General features: G+C 71.4%; 16 protein-coding genes. 8 read left to right on the top strand and 8 right to left on the bottom strand.

Annotated features, from left to right (window positions below):
- Window positions 1-16: 16 nt before the first annotated feature.
- The gene (locus tag BS75_RS41615; RefSeq protein WP_081983124.1) at window positions 17-1,219 is read right to left on the bottom strand and encodes a nitric oxide synthase oxygenase; all 1,203 of its coding nucleotides are present in this window, start codon (window positions 1,217-1,219) and stop codon (window positions 17-19) included.
- Complete coding sequence (locus tag BS75_RS41610; RefSeq protein ID WP_231608062.1) at window positions 1,216-2,508, bottom strand: globin domain-containing protein; 1,293 nt, start codon at window positions 2,506-2,508, stop codon at window positions 1,216-1,218. Before BS75_RS41610 ends, BS75_RS41615 begins: the two co-directional genes overlap by 4 nt.
- 786 nt (window positions 2,509-3,294) lie before the next feature.
- On the opposite strand from BS75_RS41610, the gene BS75_RS41605 reads away from it, so the two are divergent.
- The 3 genes from BS75_RS41605 to BS75_RS41595 all read left to right on the top strand — a co-directional run bounded on the left by BS75_RS41605 (window position 3,295) and on the right by BS75_RS41595 (window position 7,552).
- Window positions 3,295-4,383: a globin domain-containing protein gene (locus tag BS75_RS41605; protein WP_231608061.1), complete on the top strand. Its 1,089-nt coding sequence runs from the start codon at window positions 3,295-3,297 to the stop codon at window positions 4,381-4,383.
- A gap of 155 nt (window positions 4,384-4,538) precedes the next feature.
- Complete coding sequence (locus BS75_RS41600) at window positions 4,539-6,329, top strand: peptide-N4-asparagine amidase (RefSeq protein ID WP_081983122.1); 1,791 nt, start codon at window positions 4,539-4,541, stop codon at window positions 6,327-6,329.
- Between the two features lie 485 nt (window positions 6,330-6,814).
- Window positions 6,815-7,552: a hypothetical protein gene (locus tag BS75_RS41595; RefSeq protein ID WP_034091916.1), complete on the top strand. Its 738-nt coding sequence runs from the start codon at window positions 6,815-6,817 to the stop codon at window positions 7,550-7,552.
- 41 nt (window positions 7,553-7,593) lie between these two features.
- Here the strand turns inward: BS75_RS41595 and BS75_RS41590 are convergent, their stop codons facing one another.
- The 4 genes from BS75_RS41590 to BS75_RS41575 form a co-directional block, all read right to left on the bottom strand.
- A complete protein-coding gene (locus BS75_RS41590) occupies window positions 7,594-7,935 on the bottom strand; it encodes a winged helix-turn-helix domain-containing protein (RefSeq protein WP_042437917.1) in 342 nt (113 codons plus the stop codon).
- The gene (locus BS75_RS41585) at window positions 7,932-8,672 is read right to left on the bottom strand and encodes a hypothetical protein (RefSeq protein WP_156164343.1); all 741 of its coding nucleotides are present in this window, start codon (window positions 8,670-8,672) and stop codon (window positions 7,932-7,934) included. Before BS75_RS41585 ends, BS75_RS41590 begins: the two co-directional genes overlap by 4 nt.
- 125 nt (window positions 8,673-8,797) lie before the next feature.
- Window positions 8,798-9,790: a hypothetical protein gene (locus tag BS75_RS41580; protein ID WP_034091914.1), complete on the bottom strand. Its 993-nt coding sequence runs from the start codon at window positions 9,788-9,790 to the stop codon at window positions 8,798-8,800.
- Between the two features lie 60 nt (window positions 9,791-9,850).
- Window positions 9,851-10,291, bottom strand: a complete 441-nt coding sequence (locus BS75_RS41575) for a MarR family winged helix-turn-helix transcriptional regulator (protein ID WP_034091913.1) — start codon at window positions 10,289-10,291, stop codon at window positions 9,851-9,853.
- Window positions 10,292-10,372: 81 nt separating this feature from the next.
- Here BS75_RS41575 and BS75_RS41570 point away from each other — a divergent pair, with 81 nt between their 5' ends.
- The 3 genes from BS75_RS41570 to BS75_RS41560 all read left to right on the top strand — a co-directional run bounded on the left by BS75_RS41570 (window position 10,373) and on the right by BS75_RS41560 (window position 13,408).
- On the top strand, window positions 10,373-11,305 hold the full coding sequence (locus tag BS75_RS41570; RefSeq protein WP_034094859.1) for a quinone oxidoreductase family protein: 933 nt from the start codon (window positions 10,373-10,375) through the stop codon (window positions 11,303-11,305).
- 74 nt (window positions 11,306-11,379) lie between these two features.
- Window positions 11,380-11,601, top strand: a complete 222-nt coding sequence (locus BS75_RS41565) for a hypothetical protein (protein ID WP_034091912.1) — start codon at window positions 11,380-11,382, stop codon at window positions 11,599-11,601.
- Between the two features lie 109 nt (window positions 11,602-11,710).
- Complete coding sequence (locus tag BS75_RS41560; protein ID WP_034091911.1) at window positions 11,711-13,408, top strand: PE-PGRS family protein; 1,698 nt, start codon at window positions 11,711-11,713, stop codon at window positions 13,406-13,408.
- 43 nt (window positions 13,409-13,451) lie between these two features.
- Here BS75_RS41560 and BS75_RS41555 read toward each other — a convergent pair whose 3' ends face one another.
- Both BS75_RS41555 and BS75_RS41550 read right to left on the bottom strand, forming a co-directional pair.
- The gene (locus BS75_RS41555) at window positions 13,452-13,661 is read right to left on the bottom strand and encodes a hypothetical protein (protein ID WP_042437919.1); all 210 of its coding nucleotides are present in this window, start codon (window positions 13,659-13,661) and stop codon (window positions 13,452-13,454) included.
- A complete protein-coding gene (locus tag BS75_RS41550) occupies window positions 13,658-13,963 on the bottom strand; it encodes a hypothetical protein (protein ID WP_034091909.1) in 306 nt (101 codons plus the stop codon). The genes BS75_RS41555 and BS75_RS41550 overlap by 4 nt, the downstream gene beginning before the upstream one ends.
- Before the next feature lie 197 nt (window positions 13,964-14,160).
- Between BS75_RS41550 and BS75_RS41545 the strand changes: the two genes are divergently transcribed.
- Both BS75_RS41545 and BS75_RS41540 read left to right on the top strand, forming a co-directional pair.
- A complete protein-coding gene (locus tag BS75_RS41545) occupies window positions 14,161-14,991 on the top strand; it encodes a helix-turn-helix domain-containing protein (protein WP_034091908.1) in 831 nt (276 codons plus the stop codon).
- On the top strand, window positions 14,988-15,236 hold the full coding sequence (locus tag BS75_RS41540; RefSeq protein ID WP_034091907.1) for a DUF397 domain-containing protein: 249 nt from the start codon (window positions 14,988-14,990) through the stop codon (window positions 15,234-15,236). The genes BS75_RS41545 and BS75_RS41540 overlap by 4 nt, the downstream gene beginning before the upstream one ends.
- The last annotated feature ends 15 nt before the right edge of the window (window positions 15,237-15,251 follow it).

The following is a 15,251-nucleotide window of genomic DNA, read 5'->3' as shown; positions in this document are numbered from 1 at the left end:
TCGACAGGATCGAGCGCTACGGGGTGGCCGCCCACGGCGCGGCCCGGTGGACGTACGCGGGACGGAGCTGCTCGTCGGGGAGGTCGTAGTAGCGGTGGAACACCGGCGTCGCGGACCCCGACAGCGGCGGCACTATCCAGCTCCAGTCCGCGGGCACACTGCGGCCGTGGCGCTGTTCCCGGTCGATGTGGGCGAGGAAGCGGGCCGACTCGGTGTGGTGGTCGGCGATGGTCACCCCCGCCGCCTCGAAGGAGTGCAGCACCGCCAGGTTCAGCTCCACCAGCGCGCGGTCGCGCCAGAGGGTCCGGTCGCTGCGGCGGTCCAACTCGAACAGCTCGGCCACGGCCGGCAGCAGGTTGTAGCGGTCGGTGTCGCCGAGGTTGCGCGACCCGATCTCCGTGCCCATGTACCAGCCGTTGAACGGGGCCGCCGGATAGCTGACCCCACCGATCTCCAGGGTCATGTCCGACACGGCGGGGACGGCGTACCAGCGCAGGGCCAGGTCGGCGAAGCCGGGATGCCCGGGATGGGTGAGCGGCACCTCCAGCACGGCGTCCTCGGGCGGCTCGTAGAACTCCGGTGCGCGGTCCGGGGCGGACTGGACCAGCAGCGGCAGCACCTCGAACCTCTCCGCGCCGCCCTTCCAGCCCAACTGCTGCGCCAGCGCCGTGCGCTGCGCGCTGCGCCGGTCGTCCGCGTAGCGCACCAGCTGCTCACCGAGCAGGCGGGGCGCGGGACGCCCGGGGCGGTCGGGGGCGAAGACGCTGATGACCGGCCTGATCCGGCCGCCGTTGGTGGCCAGGCGCAGGTGGTCGAAGGACCCCTCGGCGATGTCGTCGGGGTGGCTCAGGTGCCGCAGGTCGCGGACGGTCAGGTTGTTCCAGTACAGCCTGCCGATGCAGCGCGCGGCGTTGCGCCAGGCGGCACGCGCGCCGAAGGCCAGTTCCTGGGGAGTGTGCTCGTAGGTGCCGTGCGCCTCGATCGCGGCGCGGACCTCGCGGAGCCGCCGCTCGGGGTTGCCCGAGTCCGGGTTCTCCTCGGCGAACTGCCGGATGAACGACTCGGCCTCCCTGAGCGTGCTGCTGTGCTCCGGCGGCCGGCCCTGGCCGGCGCCGGGCGGGGTGCGGCGGAACAGGGACGCCTCGCCCTCCACCGGCTGCTGGTCCCGGAAGCGGGAGCCGCACGAGGGGGCGAGGATGTCGTGGTCGCGAAGGGTCATGACGGCCGGGCCTCCGCCTCGACTCGGCGGGGCAGCAGCGCTGCCTCCAGGACGGGGACGTCGAAGGGGTCGTAGTGGATGCGCGCCGGGGACGCGCCCTGGCGCAGCAGGATCCGTGCGGCCTCGGTGACCATCTCGACCGGTCCGGACAGGAACGCCTCGTGTCGGTACCAGGGTCCGAAGTCGCGCAGGACCTCCGGAAGGGTGCCCTCCAGCCCGGGTATCCGCTCGTGCGACACAGCCGCGCGCACCGACAGCCAGTGGTGGCGTTGGGACATTCTGAGCATGTCGTCCAGTCCGTAGAGTTCGTCCGAGGTGCGGGCACCGATGAACACGTCCACAAAGCGCTGCAAGCCGCTCTGTGCCGCCTGATCGACCAGGGCCCGGATCGGTGCCAGGCCGGTTCCCCCGGCCACGCACACCAGGTCGCGGTTGGTGCCGGGCTCCAGGGTCATCTCGCCCTGCGCCGGCCCGAGCCTGATCACGTCGCCCACCTTCGCCTGGTGGACCAGGGGATTGCTGACCTGGCCCCCGCGCACCGCGCGCACGTGGAAGGTGAGGGTGGTGTCGGCGCGAGGCGCGTGCGAGGGCGAGTAGTAGCGCCAGGCCCGGGGTTGCCACGGCGTCTCCACGCTGGCGTACTGGCCTGCCGTGTACGGGTAGGGGCTCTGCGGGCGCACGGTGATCTCGGCGATGCCGTGCCCCCGCTGCACATGGTGGATGATCTCCGCCGGCCAGACGGCGGGGCTCGACCGGGCGTCCTCGTCCGCAGCCTGCGACATCACCTGGGCGACCAGGCCGTAGGCGCGGGTCCAGGCTGCTGCCAGTTCCTCGCTCCAGACGGGGCCCGCGAAACGCGCCAGCGAGTCCAGCAGGCAGGCGCCGACGGCCGGGTAGTGACCGTTCAGGGCCCCGAACTTGCGATGGTCACGACCCAGCCGCGCGCAGAACCGCACCAGGTTGTCCGGATCGTCGACCAGGTCGACGATCCGCAGCAGGCCCCGGAGCAGCCGGTCGCGCTGCACGTCCAGGTCGGCCGGGAACAGGTCGCGGACCTCCGGGTACCGCGTGAACAGGATGGCGTAGAAGTAGACCGTGACCTCGCCGGCCAGGGGGCTGACCACCTCGATGCTGGCGCGCAGCAGGGAGATCTCCTGCGCTGTCAGCGGGGCGGGCGCGGGGGCGGTGTCGGCTGGACGCGACCGGACGGGTGGGCCCGGGGGAAGCTCCGCCCCGGCCTCCTTGGCGCCCTTGCTCGCCGGACGGAACAGGCGCGCAGAGATCCTCACCGGCCGCGCCACATGTCACTGTGGTGCATCATCGAAATCAACAAGCTCTCATCTTCGGAGCGGTGACAACCCGGGTCCCTCGGTGCCGTCCGTGCTCAAAGCGGGCACGTCGGAAAGCGCGACCGGGCGGGCCCGCGAGGGGATTCCGAATTGCTGCGTCCAGCGTGTGCGGGCAGATCTGACATCGGGATTGCAGGGCCTCCAGGACCGCGCCACCCGGGATCGGATGGGGCAATTCCGGTTGACCCTAGCCGATCCACTTGACGTGTCAACGCCAGACCCAGGGGATCTTGACTGTTCTTCAAAATTCCTTCACTTCCTCGCGACAGGACCTTCCCCTACCCGTCGGTAGAGGCCGTACACCCCCGTCCTCGACCCGAAGGAGCGACTCTCCGGACGGCGGGGAATCGACGTGCTAGGTTGATGCAGGTCCGTCAAGTAGGCTCGAATGTGGATGGTTTGTGCTGATCCACCGCTCACCCCGAGACGAAGTTGCGGGTACGGAGAGCGATGTGGGCAGAATCTGCCCGGCGGTCGGCCCGGCATCGAGCCGCGACGCCGACGGGGGTGTCCTGCGAAGTCCGTTGCGACCTGGAGCAATCTGCCGTGTGGTTCCAAACCCGCCAAGCCCGGGACGCTCCCGGGTCCGACACCCCCCGCAGCGGGGTCCCGGGCGCCCCCTGGCCGGAGCCACCGGACGTCGGAAGCGCGGAGGCACCGGGCGCGGACACCGGCGAAGGCGGCCTGACCAGCCATGACATCGTCCTGATACGAACGAGCCTGGCCGTGGTCGAGCCGTTGGCAGCCGATCTGGCGGTCTATTTCTATTCGATCCTGTTCACTCGATATCCGCTGCTCAGAGACATGTTCCCGCCGGGAATGGACGTCCAGCGCGGCCGCCTGCTGCGAGCGCTGCTGCACATCGTGGACCTGGTGGACGACCCGGAGGGCCTGCAGCGCTTCTGCTCGCACCTGGGGCGGGACCACCGCAAGTTCGGCACCGAGAGCGCGCACTACGATGCCGTCGGCGAGTGCCTGCTGGCCGCTCTCGCCCGCTTCGCCGGCCCCGCGTGGAGCCCCGAGGCGGCTCGCGCCTGGACCCTCGCCTACACCGCCGTCGCCCAGGTCATGACGCAGGCCGCGGAGCAGGACGCCCGGGTGCGGCCCGCGGTGTGGGGCGCCCGGATCGTGCACCGCCAGGACTTCTCGCACGGCATCGCGGCGATCACCGTCCAGCCCGACCAGCCCTACCACTACGCCGCCGGACAGTACGTCAGCATGGAGACTCCGTGGTGGCCCCGGGAGTGGCGCTACTTCTCCCCGGCCAACGCCCCGCGCCCCGACGGCACGCTCACCTTCCACATCCGCGCCCTGCCGACCGGCTGGGTGAGCAACGCCCTGGTCCGGCGCGCGGTACTGGGCGATGTCGTCCGACTCGGGCCGCCCATGGGCGACATGGTGCTCGATCCCGGCTCCAGCCGCGACATCCTGTGCGTGGCCGGGGGCACCGGGCTGGCACCGATCCGCGCCCTCGTCGAGGAGAGCGCCCGCAGCGGGAACCGACGCAAGATGGACGTCTTCGTCGGGGCGCGGACGTCCGACGAGCTCTACGGGCTGGACGACATGCTCCGCTTCGCGCAGCGCAACCACTGGCTCAACGTCCGGGCCGCCGTCTCCGACGAGGACATCCTCGGACTCAACGGGTCGCTGCCGGAGGTGCTGGCGGAGTTCGGCCCCTGGCACCGGTACGACGCCTACCTCAGCGGCCCCGCCCCCATGGTGACCGCCGCCGCGGACCTGCTGACCCGGACCGGGGTCCCGCGCTCGCGGATCCGCCATGACCCGCTCGACGTCCCGGTCCTGTCCGTCAGCTGAGACGGTGCCGCCGGGGGCTGCTGACGTCCCGTCATCCGGGAATCCGGCGAGGCGGCCTCCCGACCCCCTTCGAGCAGGCGCGAAGTCCTGGTATGACTATGTCGGTGAACAATCAACCGGTTCCCCTCGACCCCCAGCACACTGGAGGTCCACGCATGCGTCGATCACGCATCCCCTTCGGTCGCGCGCGGAGTGTCGCCACGGCGGCCGTGCTCGCGCTCGGCATAGGACTGCTCGCCGCTCCAGCGGCGAGCGCCGCAGCTCCGGCGGCGAAGGCGGCCACCAGGGCGGCCGCCGAGGCGGCCGCGAAGACCGCCATCGAGGTGAACTCGCAGGACCCGGTCACCGCCGAGCCCCCGGTGTCCCGGCCCGCCACCCGGTCGTGCACGCAGACCCTGGCCGACGACTTCCCCTCGAACACCGCCACCGGCGCCCCGCAGAACTTCTCCGGGACGCTGGCCCCGCCCGCCGCCTGCCCCGGTCCCTGGGCCAAGGTGGTGCTCGACTGGACGACCAGCGTCAAGGGCCGGCAGTACGACCGGTCCGGCTCCCTGGACATCGGCTCCACCATGGTCTACTTCGGCACCACCTACGAGCCCGACCCGGCCGGGAAGACCTACCACTTCGCCAAGGACCTGACCGAGTACAGCTCGCTGCTCCGGTCGCCGCAGGCCTTCGACGGCGGGATCGGCAACTACACCAGCAGCGTCGACAACGGGGTCTACGCCCAGACCGTGACCGTGACCTACTACCAGGCCGACCGGGCGAACCCCGCCCCGGCCGAGCCGGACACCGTGGTCGGCCTCGGCTCCCAGGACGCCTCCGGGACGCAGCCGACGGTGCACCTGACCGCCTCGGGCCTGCCGCGCAACATCACCCACGCCTACCTTGAGGTCTACATCAAGGGCAACGGCTGCGACGAGCAGTGGTTCACCGACGTGCCCGACGACGTGGCCGCCACGTACCCGGCGGCGGAGATGTGCGGCAACGGTCCCTACCGCGAGGTGGACGCCTCGATCGACGGCAAGGCCGCCGGCGTCACCCAGTACTTCCCCTACATCTACACCGGCGGCATCGTCCCCCAGCTGTGGCGGCCGATCCCGGCGGTCGGGACCTTCGACATGTCCCCCGAACTGCTCGACGTCACCCCCTTCGTGGGCGAGCTGGTCGACGGCGGCAGCCATGACGTCGCGCTGACCGTCGCCGACGCCGGCGACGTCTGGAACCTGAGCGCGAACCTGCTGCTCTACACGGACCACCACGCGGCCACCACCAGCGGCGCGCTGACCGAGGACACCATCGCCCCCACCGCTGCCATGTCGCAGCACGAGTCGACCTCGGCCAACGGCTCGCTCACCGCCACCGTCGGCGCCGACCGCTCCTGGCGGACCAGCGGTTACGTCGTCACCTCCGCCGGGCGGGAGACCACGACCGTCTCCCAGCAGGCCTCGTTCAGCAATGTGGACGTGGTCAGCAAGGGCGGCTTCGCCCAGGACATCACCGAGCGCGACCAGGGCCGGAACGTGTCGGTGACCACCGACAGTCGGGGCAGCACCCAGGTCAGGACCCACCAGTGGTCGTACCCGATCTCCGTGGACCTCTACGACCAGGGGACGACCAACACCGACTTCTCGCTGGCCGCCACCGTGGACATGACCCGGCAGCTGCGGGACGCGGTCAGCGTCCGCTGGGCCCCGCACGACCCGGCCGCCCGGCTCGGCCTGCTGGCGCCGGCGGCGATCCCGTCCGCCTTCGTCCAGTCCACCGACCGGGTGCACTCCACCGGCGCGCTCACCGTCGCCAACGGGGTCACCACCGTGGCCAACGGGCAGTCGTGGCAGCTCTACTCGGGCACCGACGACGTGCCCGGCCAGTGGTACTGGCACTACCTGGCCGCCAAGAACGGCTGGCTGACCGCCGACGAGCTGCGGGTCAGCGGCAAGTAGTGCGGGCCCACCACCGACCGCCCCCTCCTCGGCCCGAGTCGGGCCGAGGAGGGGGCGGCGTCCGGTTCGGCGGCGTCCGGTTCAGCGGCATCGCCCACGGAGGTGCTGAAACCGAACAGCGCCCGGGCACTGCCCGGAGCGGCCGTCGGGTCGGCGGGAACCGGGATCCGGGGAGTTGGCGTCATCCCGGTGCCAAGCGTGATCGCGACTATCGCCGAAGGAGCCCGACGGATGACCGGAACAGCCGCCCCACGCCGCTACCTCTCCCGCCTTCGCGGCGCCGGCCCCGATCCCCTCCGGCACTTCCGGCACTGAGCCCGCCCCCGGCGGTCTGCCGCGCCGACTCGGCGAAATCGGGATCAGGTAGGGTCCTGCTCCGACGAGGCCCACCCGATCCCGGCGACCCGCCGCGTCCCGTTCATCCCGCAGCACGTCCCACGCCGTCCGCCCGACCAGGGCAAGTCAGGTCAGATCAGGGGAAATCGATGTCGCCCGTCGAGCGCACCGCCACAGCAACGCGGGAGCAGGATGAGCAGAAGCAGGGTGAGCAGGAACCGCGCAGCGTCCGGCGCATCTCCCTGGCCCTGGCCGGGACGGTGGTCGGCGGCGCCCTGGCCGGTGTCGGTGTGGTGACGCTGCTGTTCAGTGGGTCGACGCATACCTCCGCCGGCCCGGCCGGATCGACTGCGGCGCTCGCGGACTCGGCCTCGCACCGGCCGCACACCGTCGCTTCGCCCAGCGTGTCGGCAGGATCACCGGCGCCGGGGCTGCCGGCCGGCTCCACGCTGCGCGCCGACCCCGCCGGCTTCGCGATCCCCGTCCCGGCCGACTGGACCCGGAGCACCGACTCGGCCGGCCGGATCTACTACATCTCGCCCAACGGCGCGTACCGCATAGGCATCCACATCACCGGCATCAGCGACCACGGCGCCCTCGGCGAGCTGCAGTCCGAGAGCACCCAGAACCTGGGCCCCGATCCCGACTACCCCGGTTACCAGGACTACAGCGTGCAGGCCACCGACTACCACGGCATCACCGACGCCGCCGTGTGGCAGTGGACCTGGAACGGCTACAGCGACGGGTTCGGCCAGCGCCGCTCCAAGGACCTCTGCTGGGACCAGAACGGCACCTCCTACGACATCTGGGTCTCCGCCCCGCTCTCCCGGTCCAATGTGGGAGCCGCCTACTTCGCCTCCGTCGCCGCCGGGTTCCAGGTCGGCTGAACACCTCCGCCGCGCCCCGGGTCCGCCGCGGGGCGATCCGGTCACCCCGTGTCGTCTCCGGTCCCCTCCGGCGGCGGCACCGGCTGCTCCACCCGTCGGATCAGCTCCTTGAGCTTCCGGATCTCCTTCTCGAACGCCGTCCGACCGGACTTGGTGATCCGCACCCAGGTCCGGGCCCGGCGCCCCTCGTAGCCCTTGTCGATGGTCACCAGCGCCGCCTCCTCCAGCACCTGCAGGTGCCGGGAGAGGTTGCCTGCGGTGAGGTCGAGGGCGTCCCGCAGGAAGGAGAACTCGGCCGTGGGGGTCTCGTGCAGCACGGCCAGGATCCCCAGCCGGGCCCGTTGGTGAACGGTGTCGTTCAGGCCGTTGGTGGGGTGCGTCATCGTCGGCCCCGGGAGCGGGCCACGACGGCCAGGCCGAAGCCGATTCCGCCCAGCAGCAGGGTGAACCCGGAGAGCCAGAGGTTGGGCACCATCGTCGAGTCCTGGGGGGTGGTCCAGCCGAGGGAGGCCGTCTGGTTCTCCACGTCGTACAGGTTCGACACCAGGGCCACGACCAGGAAGAGGGCGGCGAAGGCGGTCAGCGGGAGGCTGCGCTCCAGCCGGGCGAGCACGAACAGGGCCAGCGCTATCACCAGCAGGGGCGTCAAGCCACGCAGCACCAGGTCGCCCGGCAGGTGGGCCAACGGGTCCAGGCTCCAGCGCTGGGTCGCGGTCGGCGTGGCCAGGACCGCGAGGGCGAACAGCACGACACCGGCCAACGCGTAGGGCAGCACCCGTCCCGCCACGCCGGTGCGAAAACGTCGCCACTGGTAGAAGGCCACGGTCACGGCGTACCCCAGGACCACGGCGATCAGCCAGTACAGGGTGGCGTCACCGCTGTCCCCGCCGGGAACCCCGAAGCCGGGGTCGTGGGCGTGGCAGATCTCGACCAGGGGGCCGACCTGAACGACCTGGGCACACCCCGTAGCCGTGGTGGCCCGGTACCAGGGGGCCGCTCCGATGACGATGATCCCGAACAGCACGAGCGGGAACCAGAACCCGCGCCTCGCCTCACGTGTCCGCTTCGCTGCCCGGGTCGCCGCAGCCAGGAGTTGCGCAGGCTCTTCCGCTTCCATCATGACTCCCCCAATAGGTTTGATGTCCCATCAGCTTTGCACTGCAAACCATTTGGCACAAGGGGAGGAACCGGCCCGGCGACTGACGGTTTTTCAGCGCACGGCGCAGCGCCGCGCTCCCGGTCCGGTCAGCCGTTGCCGGCGGCGAGCGCCGAGAGCTCGGCCGTGTCCGGGCTGTGCAGGGTGGTGAACAGGGCGGGCAGGCGGGACGACGCGACCGGGCTGTCGGAGCCGGGGTCGACGGTCATGCCGACGAACATCCCACGGTCGGACTCGACCAACGTGGTGTCGCCCGACTGGTCGCCGAACCACCAGCCGGAGCCGGTCGCGGGCCGGCAGCGGCTCCCCAGGAGCCCGTCGCCCGGCCCCGGCCGCCCGTCCACGCACGGTGTGGTGCCGTCGGCGCGGACCACCGTGAGCACCAGGTCGTCTCCCGGAGCCATCGGGCTTTCGTCCGGGGCGTCGTAGCCGAGCAGCAGCACCCCCTGGGAGGACGTGTAGGGACCGGCGACGTAGCCCGGGAGGTCGATCACCCGGTACATGGTGGACGGCAGGCCGAGGGAGGCGAGCGCGGCGGCGTTCTGATGACGCATCAGCCCGTAGGCGGCCGAGGTCCACACGCCCGCCAGCGCCAGTACTGCCGCCACGGTGACCACGCGTGACCTGGTGGCGACTCCGGGACGGACGACGGCTGCGGCGAGGGCGTACGGCGCCGAGAGCAGGACCCAACCGGCCACGGTCGCAGGGAGGCCGACGGCAGGCAGTCCGGTCGCCGCGAGCAGCACCCACCCCACGCTTCCGACGCCGAGGACCAGCGCGGAAAGTGCCATGGCGCGTCGCACCGGCGCCCCCAGGAACGTGCCGGTTAAGCTGGTGAGCCAGAGCCAGCAGCCGCCCAGCGCGAGGGTTCCCAGCCCGGCGGAGACGATCCGCAAGAACGTCCCGGTCCCGGGGCCGGCCAGGTAACCGCCCACGAGGGTCCCGTAGGCGAGCGGGCCGGCGACCAGTCCGACCCCGAAGGCCGCGAGTACCCACATCCGTGGATGCCGGAGCAGCCGTCCGACAGCCGCAGCCCTGCCACCCGCTTCGGCCACCCCGGGATCGACCACCGATTCACCCATCCGTCCCCCTCGTACAAGTCGGCGATACTACCGCCTCCTTGGCGACGCCGGACGGCCGGACTACTCCGGCTCGACGACCCGCGCCAGGAGGCCGATGAGCTGTGCGCGTTCGGCGGGGGTCAGCGCGGCGGTCAGTTCCTCGTTCGCCTCGTCGCTCAGTTGCTCCGTCCGCGCCAGCCGCTCACGGCCGCTCGCCGAGATGGTGATGGCGTTCTTCCGGCGGTCGGCCGGGTCGGGCGTGCGGGTCACCAGGCCCGCCTCCTGGAGGTCGTTGACGATCGCGACCATGTCCTTGGGATCGATGTGCAGGCTGCGGCCCAGCTGCGCCTGCGAGACCGGCCCCAGCTCGGCGACGGCCGACAGGACGGCGTGGTGCATCATCCGCAGGCCCTCGCGGGCCAGGGCCTCCGCGACCAGCCGGTGGCCACGGGCGGCGGCGCGGCCCAGGAGCCAGCTCGGCAACGTCCTGATGCGGGCGGGGGCGTAGGGGGCTTCGTCCATGGAGGAAGAGTATCCAGAAAACCATTGGCTGTCCCAATGAAATTTGCTAACGTTGGGATACCCAATGATCTGGAGGTGTTCATGCGGCGCGTCCGCTTCTACGAGTACGGCGGTCCCGAGGTTCTGCGTGTCGAGGAGGCCGAGGCTCCCGAGCCCGGACCCGGCGAGCTGCTGGTCCGGACCGAGGCCATCGGCGTCTCGCTGCCCTCCGTCCGCAAGGTGCGGGGCGAGGGCGGGATGGCGCTGCCGGGGCTGCTGGGCGGCGACGTCGCGGGCGAGGTGGTCGCGCTCGGCCCGGAGGTGACCGGGTTCGAGGTCGGCGACCGGGTCACCGGTCTCAGCTTCACCGGCTCCTACGCCGAACTCGCCACCGTCCCGGCCTTCCTGGCGGACCGGGTGCCGGCGGGCGTCGGCGCCGCGCAGGCCGTCGCGCTGGTGCGCGGCGGACAGGTCGCCCTGGCCGCGCTGGCCACGGCCCGGCCCGGGCCGGACGAGTCGGTCCTGATCACCGGGGCCGCCAGCGGCGTCGGGCACCTCGCGGTCCAGCTCGCCAAGCTCCAGGGGGTGGGCAGGGTCGTCGCGGCCGTGGGCTCGCCCGAGAAGGCGGACTTCCTCCGGGCCCTGGGCGCGGACGAGGTCGTGACCTACGACAGCGAGAGCTGGGGCGAACCCGTCGACGTGGTCCTGGAGGGTGTCGGCGGTGAGCTGCTGCCCCGAGCGGTGGCCGCCCTCGCACCCGGCGGACGCCTGGTGTTCTTCGGCTCGGGCGGCGGCACCGTCCCCGCCTTCGACCTCCTCGCCGGGGCGAAGACCATCACCGGTCTCACCATGGCGCGGTACTCGACCACCCAGCGCGAGCTCTACGACCGGCACGGCGAGCAGTTGTGGGAGCTCGCCGCGTCCGGCAGGCTGCGGCCCGCCGTCCACGCCGAGATCCCGCTGGCCGAGGCAGCGCGGGCACACGCGATCATCGAGGCCCGCACCAACCTCGGCAAGGTCGTCCTGCGGCCCTGAGCTGCGCGGCCCTCGCCTCGGCCGCGTTCTCGTAGGATGCGAGCCATGGCGCGGCCGAGCGGCGGAGGTGGGCGATGGCCGAACACGCACGGGACGGGCAGTCGCACGGCGTCGGCGCCCGGGCATCCCCGGCGGACGCCCCTCCGGGGCCGCCGGGCCCGGACCGGCGGATCGCGCAGGCCGCGCCCGAGAGCGCCGTGCTCGCCCGCCTGGCGCTGCTCCAGCTCACGGCCGGAAACGCCGCCGCCGCACGCCTGCTGACGGCGCAGGAGGCCCACGCCGACGGGACGTCATAGGCAGGACGCGCTCCGCCCACTCGGCCACCTCTCGTCCCCGCTGAAGCTGCAGTCGTCCCGAACGACTCGTCTAGGATCGACAAGTCAGTTACCTAGTAGGAGGACTGCCGTGAAGACCGTCGAGCGGGAGCACCGGCAGGCCGGTGAGCGGACGTCGGGCACACCCCGTCAGCAGCCGCCGTCCGTGGGGTTGACGGGTCCGTGGGTGCAGCACCTGCAGCGCGTCGCGTCGGGCACCGGCCCGGCCTCCGCCCAGCGAGCCGGGCAGACCGACACCGCCGGGCCCGCCGCCGAGCAGGCCGGCCCGGCGGAACACGCCGGCCAGGGCGAGTCCACGGCCCAGGGCGCGGAGGTCATCGCCCGGCTCAGCCAGTCGATCGAACACAACACGATCCAGAGCAGGACGAAGCGGAACGTCTTCGCGCCGGGCACCTGGTGGCCCGAGCAGTGGATGGTCGCCGGGCCGGCCAGGCTCCGGAAGACCCTGGACCGGCGGGTGATGCGCGGCGAGGCGTTCAACTCCCAGGAGCTGGCGGACGTCAAGCACCTCTCCGAGGTGAACCCGCGCTGGCTCGACGACGTGGGCATCGGCAGCTACGACCAGGCCGAGGCCTACACCAAGGGCCAGTTCAAGGACTGGCTGAAGCTCGCGCCCGGCAAGCGCATCCTCACCGCCACCCTGGCCGTCCGGGCCAACCACCCGGCCGTCCGCGCGGCGAGCCTGGCCACCCCGATCTCCCCGGACTACACCCTCGGCCGCTTCATGCTCACCCAGGCGCCCGGCACCTCGCCCGACGAACGGCGGACCCTGGAGGAGGAGCGCAACAGGCAGATCCGGGAGACGGCCATCGACACCGTGTACCCGGCCGGGATGGCGCCCGACCGCAGGCACCCGGACGGCGTCCCGGCGGCCGGCGCCGGTACCGGCAAGGGCAAGGGCAGGGCCCCGGACTTCCTGGCGAAGGACGCGCGTGCCCGCGAGATGCTCACCAAGGTGCTGCTGGTCCTGCAGAACGGACTGAAGCTGTACGACCCGGAGGCGCGGACGCACGTCGTCAACTACGAGCACGACGTGATCCGTGCGCTCGCACACGGCGGCCGGGTCAACATCCGGATCCCCGCCCTGCGCGCGGGCGAGTCAGCCTACTCGCTGCCCGAGTTCCTGGGCGCGACCAAATCCGGTAGCGACGGCGAGCGCGCGGAGGACGTGGACGACCGGCCGTTCGCCACGCACCGGACCTCCATCACGGCCAACAAGGAAGGCAGGCCGGGCGAGTTCAAGGAGAAGGGCGGCGTCCTGGCGTCCGCCACCAACGCCCTGGCGCTCGGCGCGGCCCGTCCGGACCTCTGGGGACAGGACATCTCCGGCGGCGGCGTCGGCTCCAAGGACTGGAACGGCGAGGTGGTCCTGCCGAACGGCTCGCACGGCCACATGCTGCTGGTCTTCCACCGCCCGACCGCGAAGCGGGACGGCTCGCTGCAGATCGGCATCGAGACCATCAAGCCGCACGCGGAGAGCCCGGTGGGCTACGAGCACGACGTCCGCTCCACCGAGGCCACCGCCAACCCGGAGTCCTCCCTCCACGGCCACAAGGCCGACAAGGTCGGCTCCGGAGGACTCAGCAGGAACGAGCGCTTCGTGGACCTGCGGGAGATGGGCGCGGCCCACGCCAGCGGGGACTGGCGCGTCTTCCTGGACGAGGTCAAGCAGCAGTGGGACACGGAGCTGCGCGCCACCCAGGACGGCTCGAAGGAGCGGCGGGCGATGTACGAGGCCCTGGTCGGGCCACGGCAGAAGCCCCGGTAGGACGCCAGGAGGACGGCCGCGCCCGCCCGAGCCCGCTGCGGCCTCAGCCGCTCGCGTGGGGCTCGGCGGCGGTCCGGCAGCACCTGGGGCAGGCGCAGGGCGGATAGGCGAGCGTCCCGGCGGCGCTCTGCTCGATCGGGGAGGGGTCGACGTTCGGCAGCACCGTCCGCTCCCCCGTGGCCGGGCTCAGCCGGTAGACGCTCAGCGTCATGCCCGTGGCCGGGCCGCCGCGTCGGCCGTCCGACACCGTCACGGCTCGCACCCCCGAGCCGTGCGCAGCGACAGCAGGCCGGCCAGCCGCCGGCTCAGGCAGTCCGCCTCCAGCAGCGCCGACACCCGGTCCAGCACGGCCGGGGCGACGACGCCCAGCCGCACCCCGAACTCCCCGTGCTGCGACCGCTGCACCGCACCCGAGGTCACCTCCAAACCCAACTCGTTCATCACCGAAAGAAAGCGCATCCGAGCCTCGTAGGCATCCCGCTCGGGGTCCTGGACGCTCGCGTCCGGCGCCTGCGCGACGGTTGCCGCCACCGTTTCCTCTGCTCTCCCGCCCATGCGTTCCGCTCCTGTCCGACCCGGGGGTCATCGACGTTCCTGGAGAATCTCTCCTCTTCAACAGTCCTCCCTGGTCGGAGCTCTGTGAATCGCGACATGGCTCCGATGGCGCCGTGATGCGTCAAGAACCTGCGGCGGATCTCGCGGGGCGGCATGATGAATCACAGATAGCCCGCAATTGAGGAGGCATCAGTCATATGCCCACGCCTGCGAGTCATTTGACACCGGACAAGAGTGCGAGACATCTGTTCGGCCACGTGCTGCGAGAACACCGCGAGACCGCAGGCATGAGCCAGGACGAGCTGAGCAGGATCATCTCCTGGAGCAAGGCCACCGTCGCCCGCGTGGAAAAGGCGCAGCAGGTGATTCCCCCGGGCATGCCGGCCGCGTTGGACGCGGCATTCGGCACCCGCCAGTTCTCGGACCTCTACATCCTCGCACGCAAGGAAGCGCATCCGGATTGGGTCCGGCAGCGAATGGATTTCGAGGACCAGGCGGTGGTGATCGAGGAGTACAGTCCCCAGATCATTCCGGGCCTCATTCAGACCGAGGACTACGCCCGTGCCCTCTTCGAGGGGGCGGGCGACCTTCGGAGGACGGCCGACCAGATCGACGAACTCGTGGTTGCGAGGATGGCGCGGCAATCGGTGCTGACGACGACAGTCCCTCCCGATCACTCGATCATCATCGACGAGACGGTCATTCGACGCCTGGTCGGTGGTCCGCAGGTTATGCGCAGTCAACTTGGGCGACTGGCGGACTATGCGGAGACGGCGACGTCAAGCGTGCAGATCGTCCCCCTCGAAGAGGGTGCGCATCCACTGATGGGCGGGACGCTGGCTCTGTTCACGCTGGCCTCGGGCATGCAGATCGCCTGGGAGGAGAGCACAACCACCGGCACGCTGCTCGAAGATATTGATAGCGTCCGGACTCTCTCCCGGTTGTACGATCGCCTCAGGTCATCGGCCTGGTCCCCCGCCAGGTCAAGAGAGTTGATTCTGTCCGTTCTGGAGGGCCTCCCCGCATGAGCACAGCACCCGCCAAGCTCCCCCTGGTCTGGATCAAGTCCAGCTACAGCGCCAACGGAGGGGGCAACTGCCTGGAATGGTCCCCCAGTTCCTACACCGTGTCCGGTGCTGTCCCGGTGCGTGACTCGAAGGACCCGCAGGGCCCCGCGCTTATGTTCTCCGGCGCCGCGTTCTCCTCCTTCGTGGATGCCGTCAAGACCGGCGACCCCGCCTTCGCCGACGGCGAGAAGTACGTCACCCCGTAGTCTGCCGGGGCAGGC

Source organism: Streptacidiphilus albus JL83, assembly GCF_000744705.1.
GTDB classification, from domain to species: Bacteria; Actinomycetota; Actinomycetes; order Streptomycetales; family Streptomycetaceae; genus Streptacidiphilus; species Streptacidiphilus albus.
Note: the sequence above shows the minus strand (reverse complement) of the source record. Positions and strands in the feature narration are given on the sequence as shown.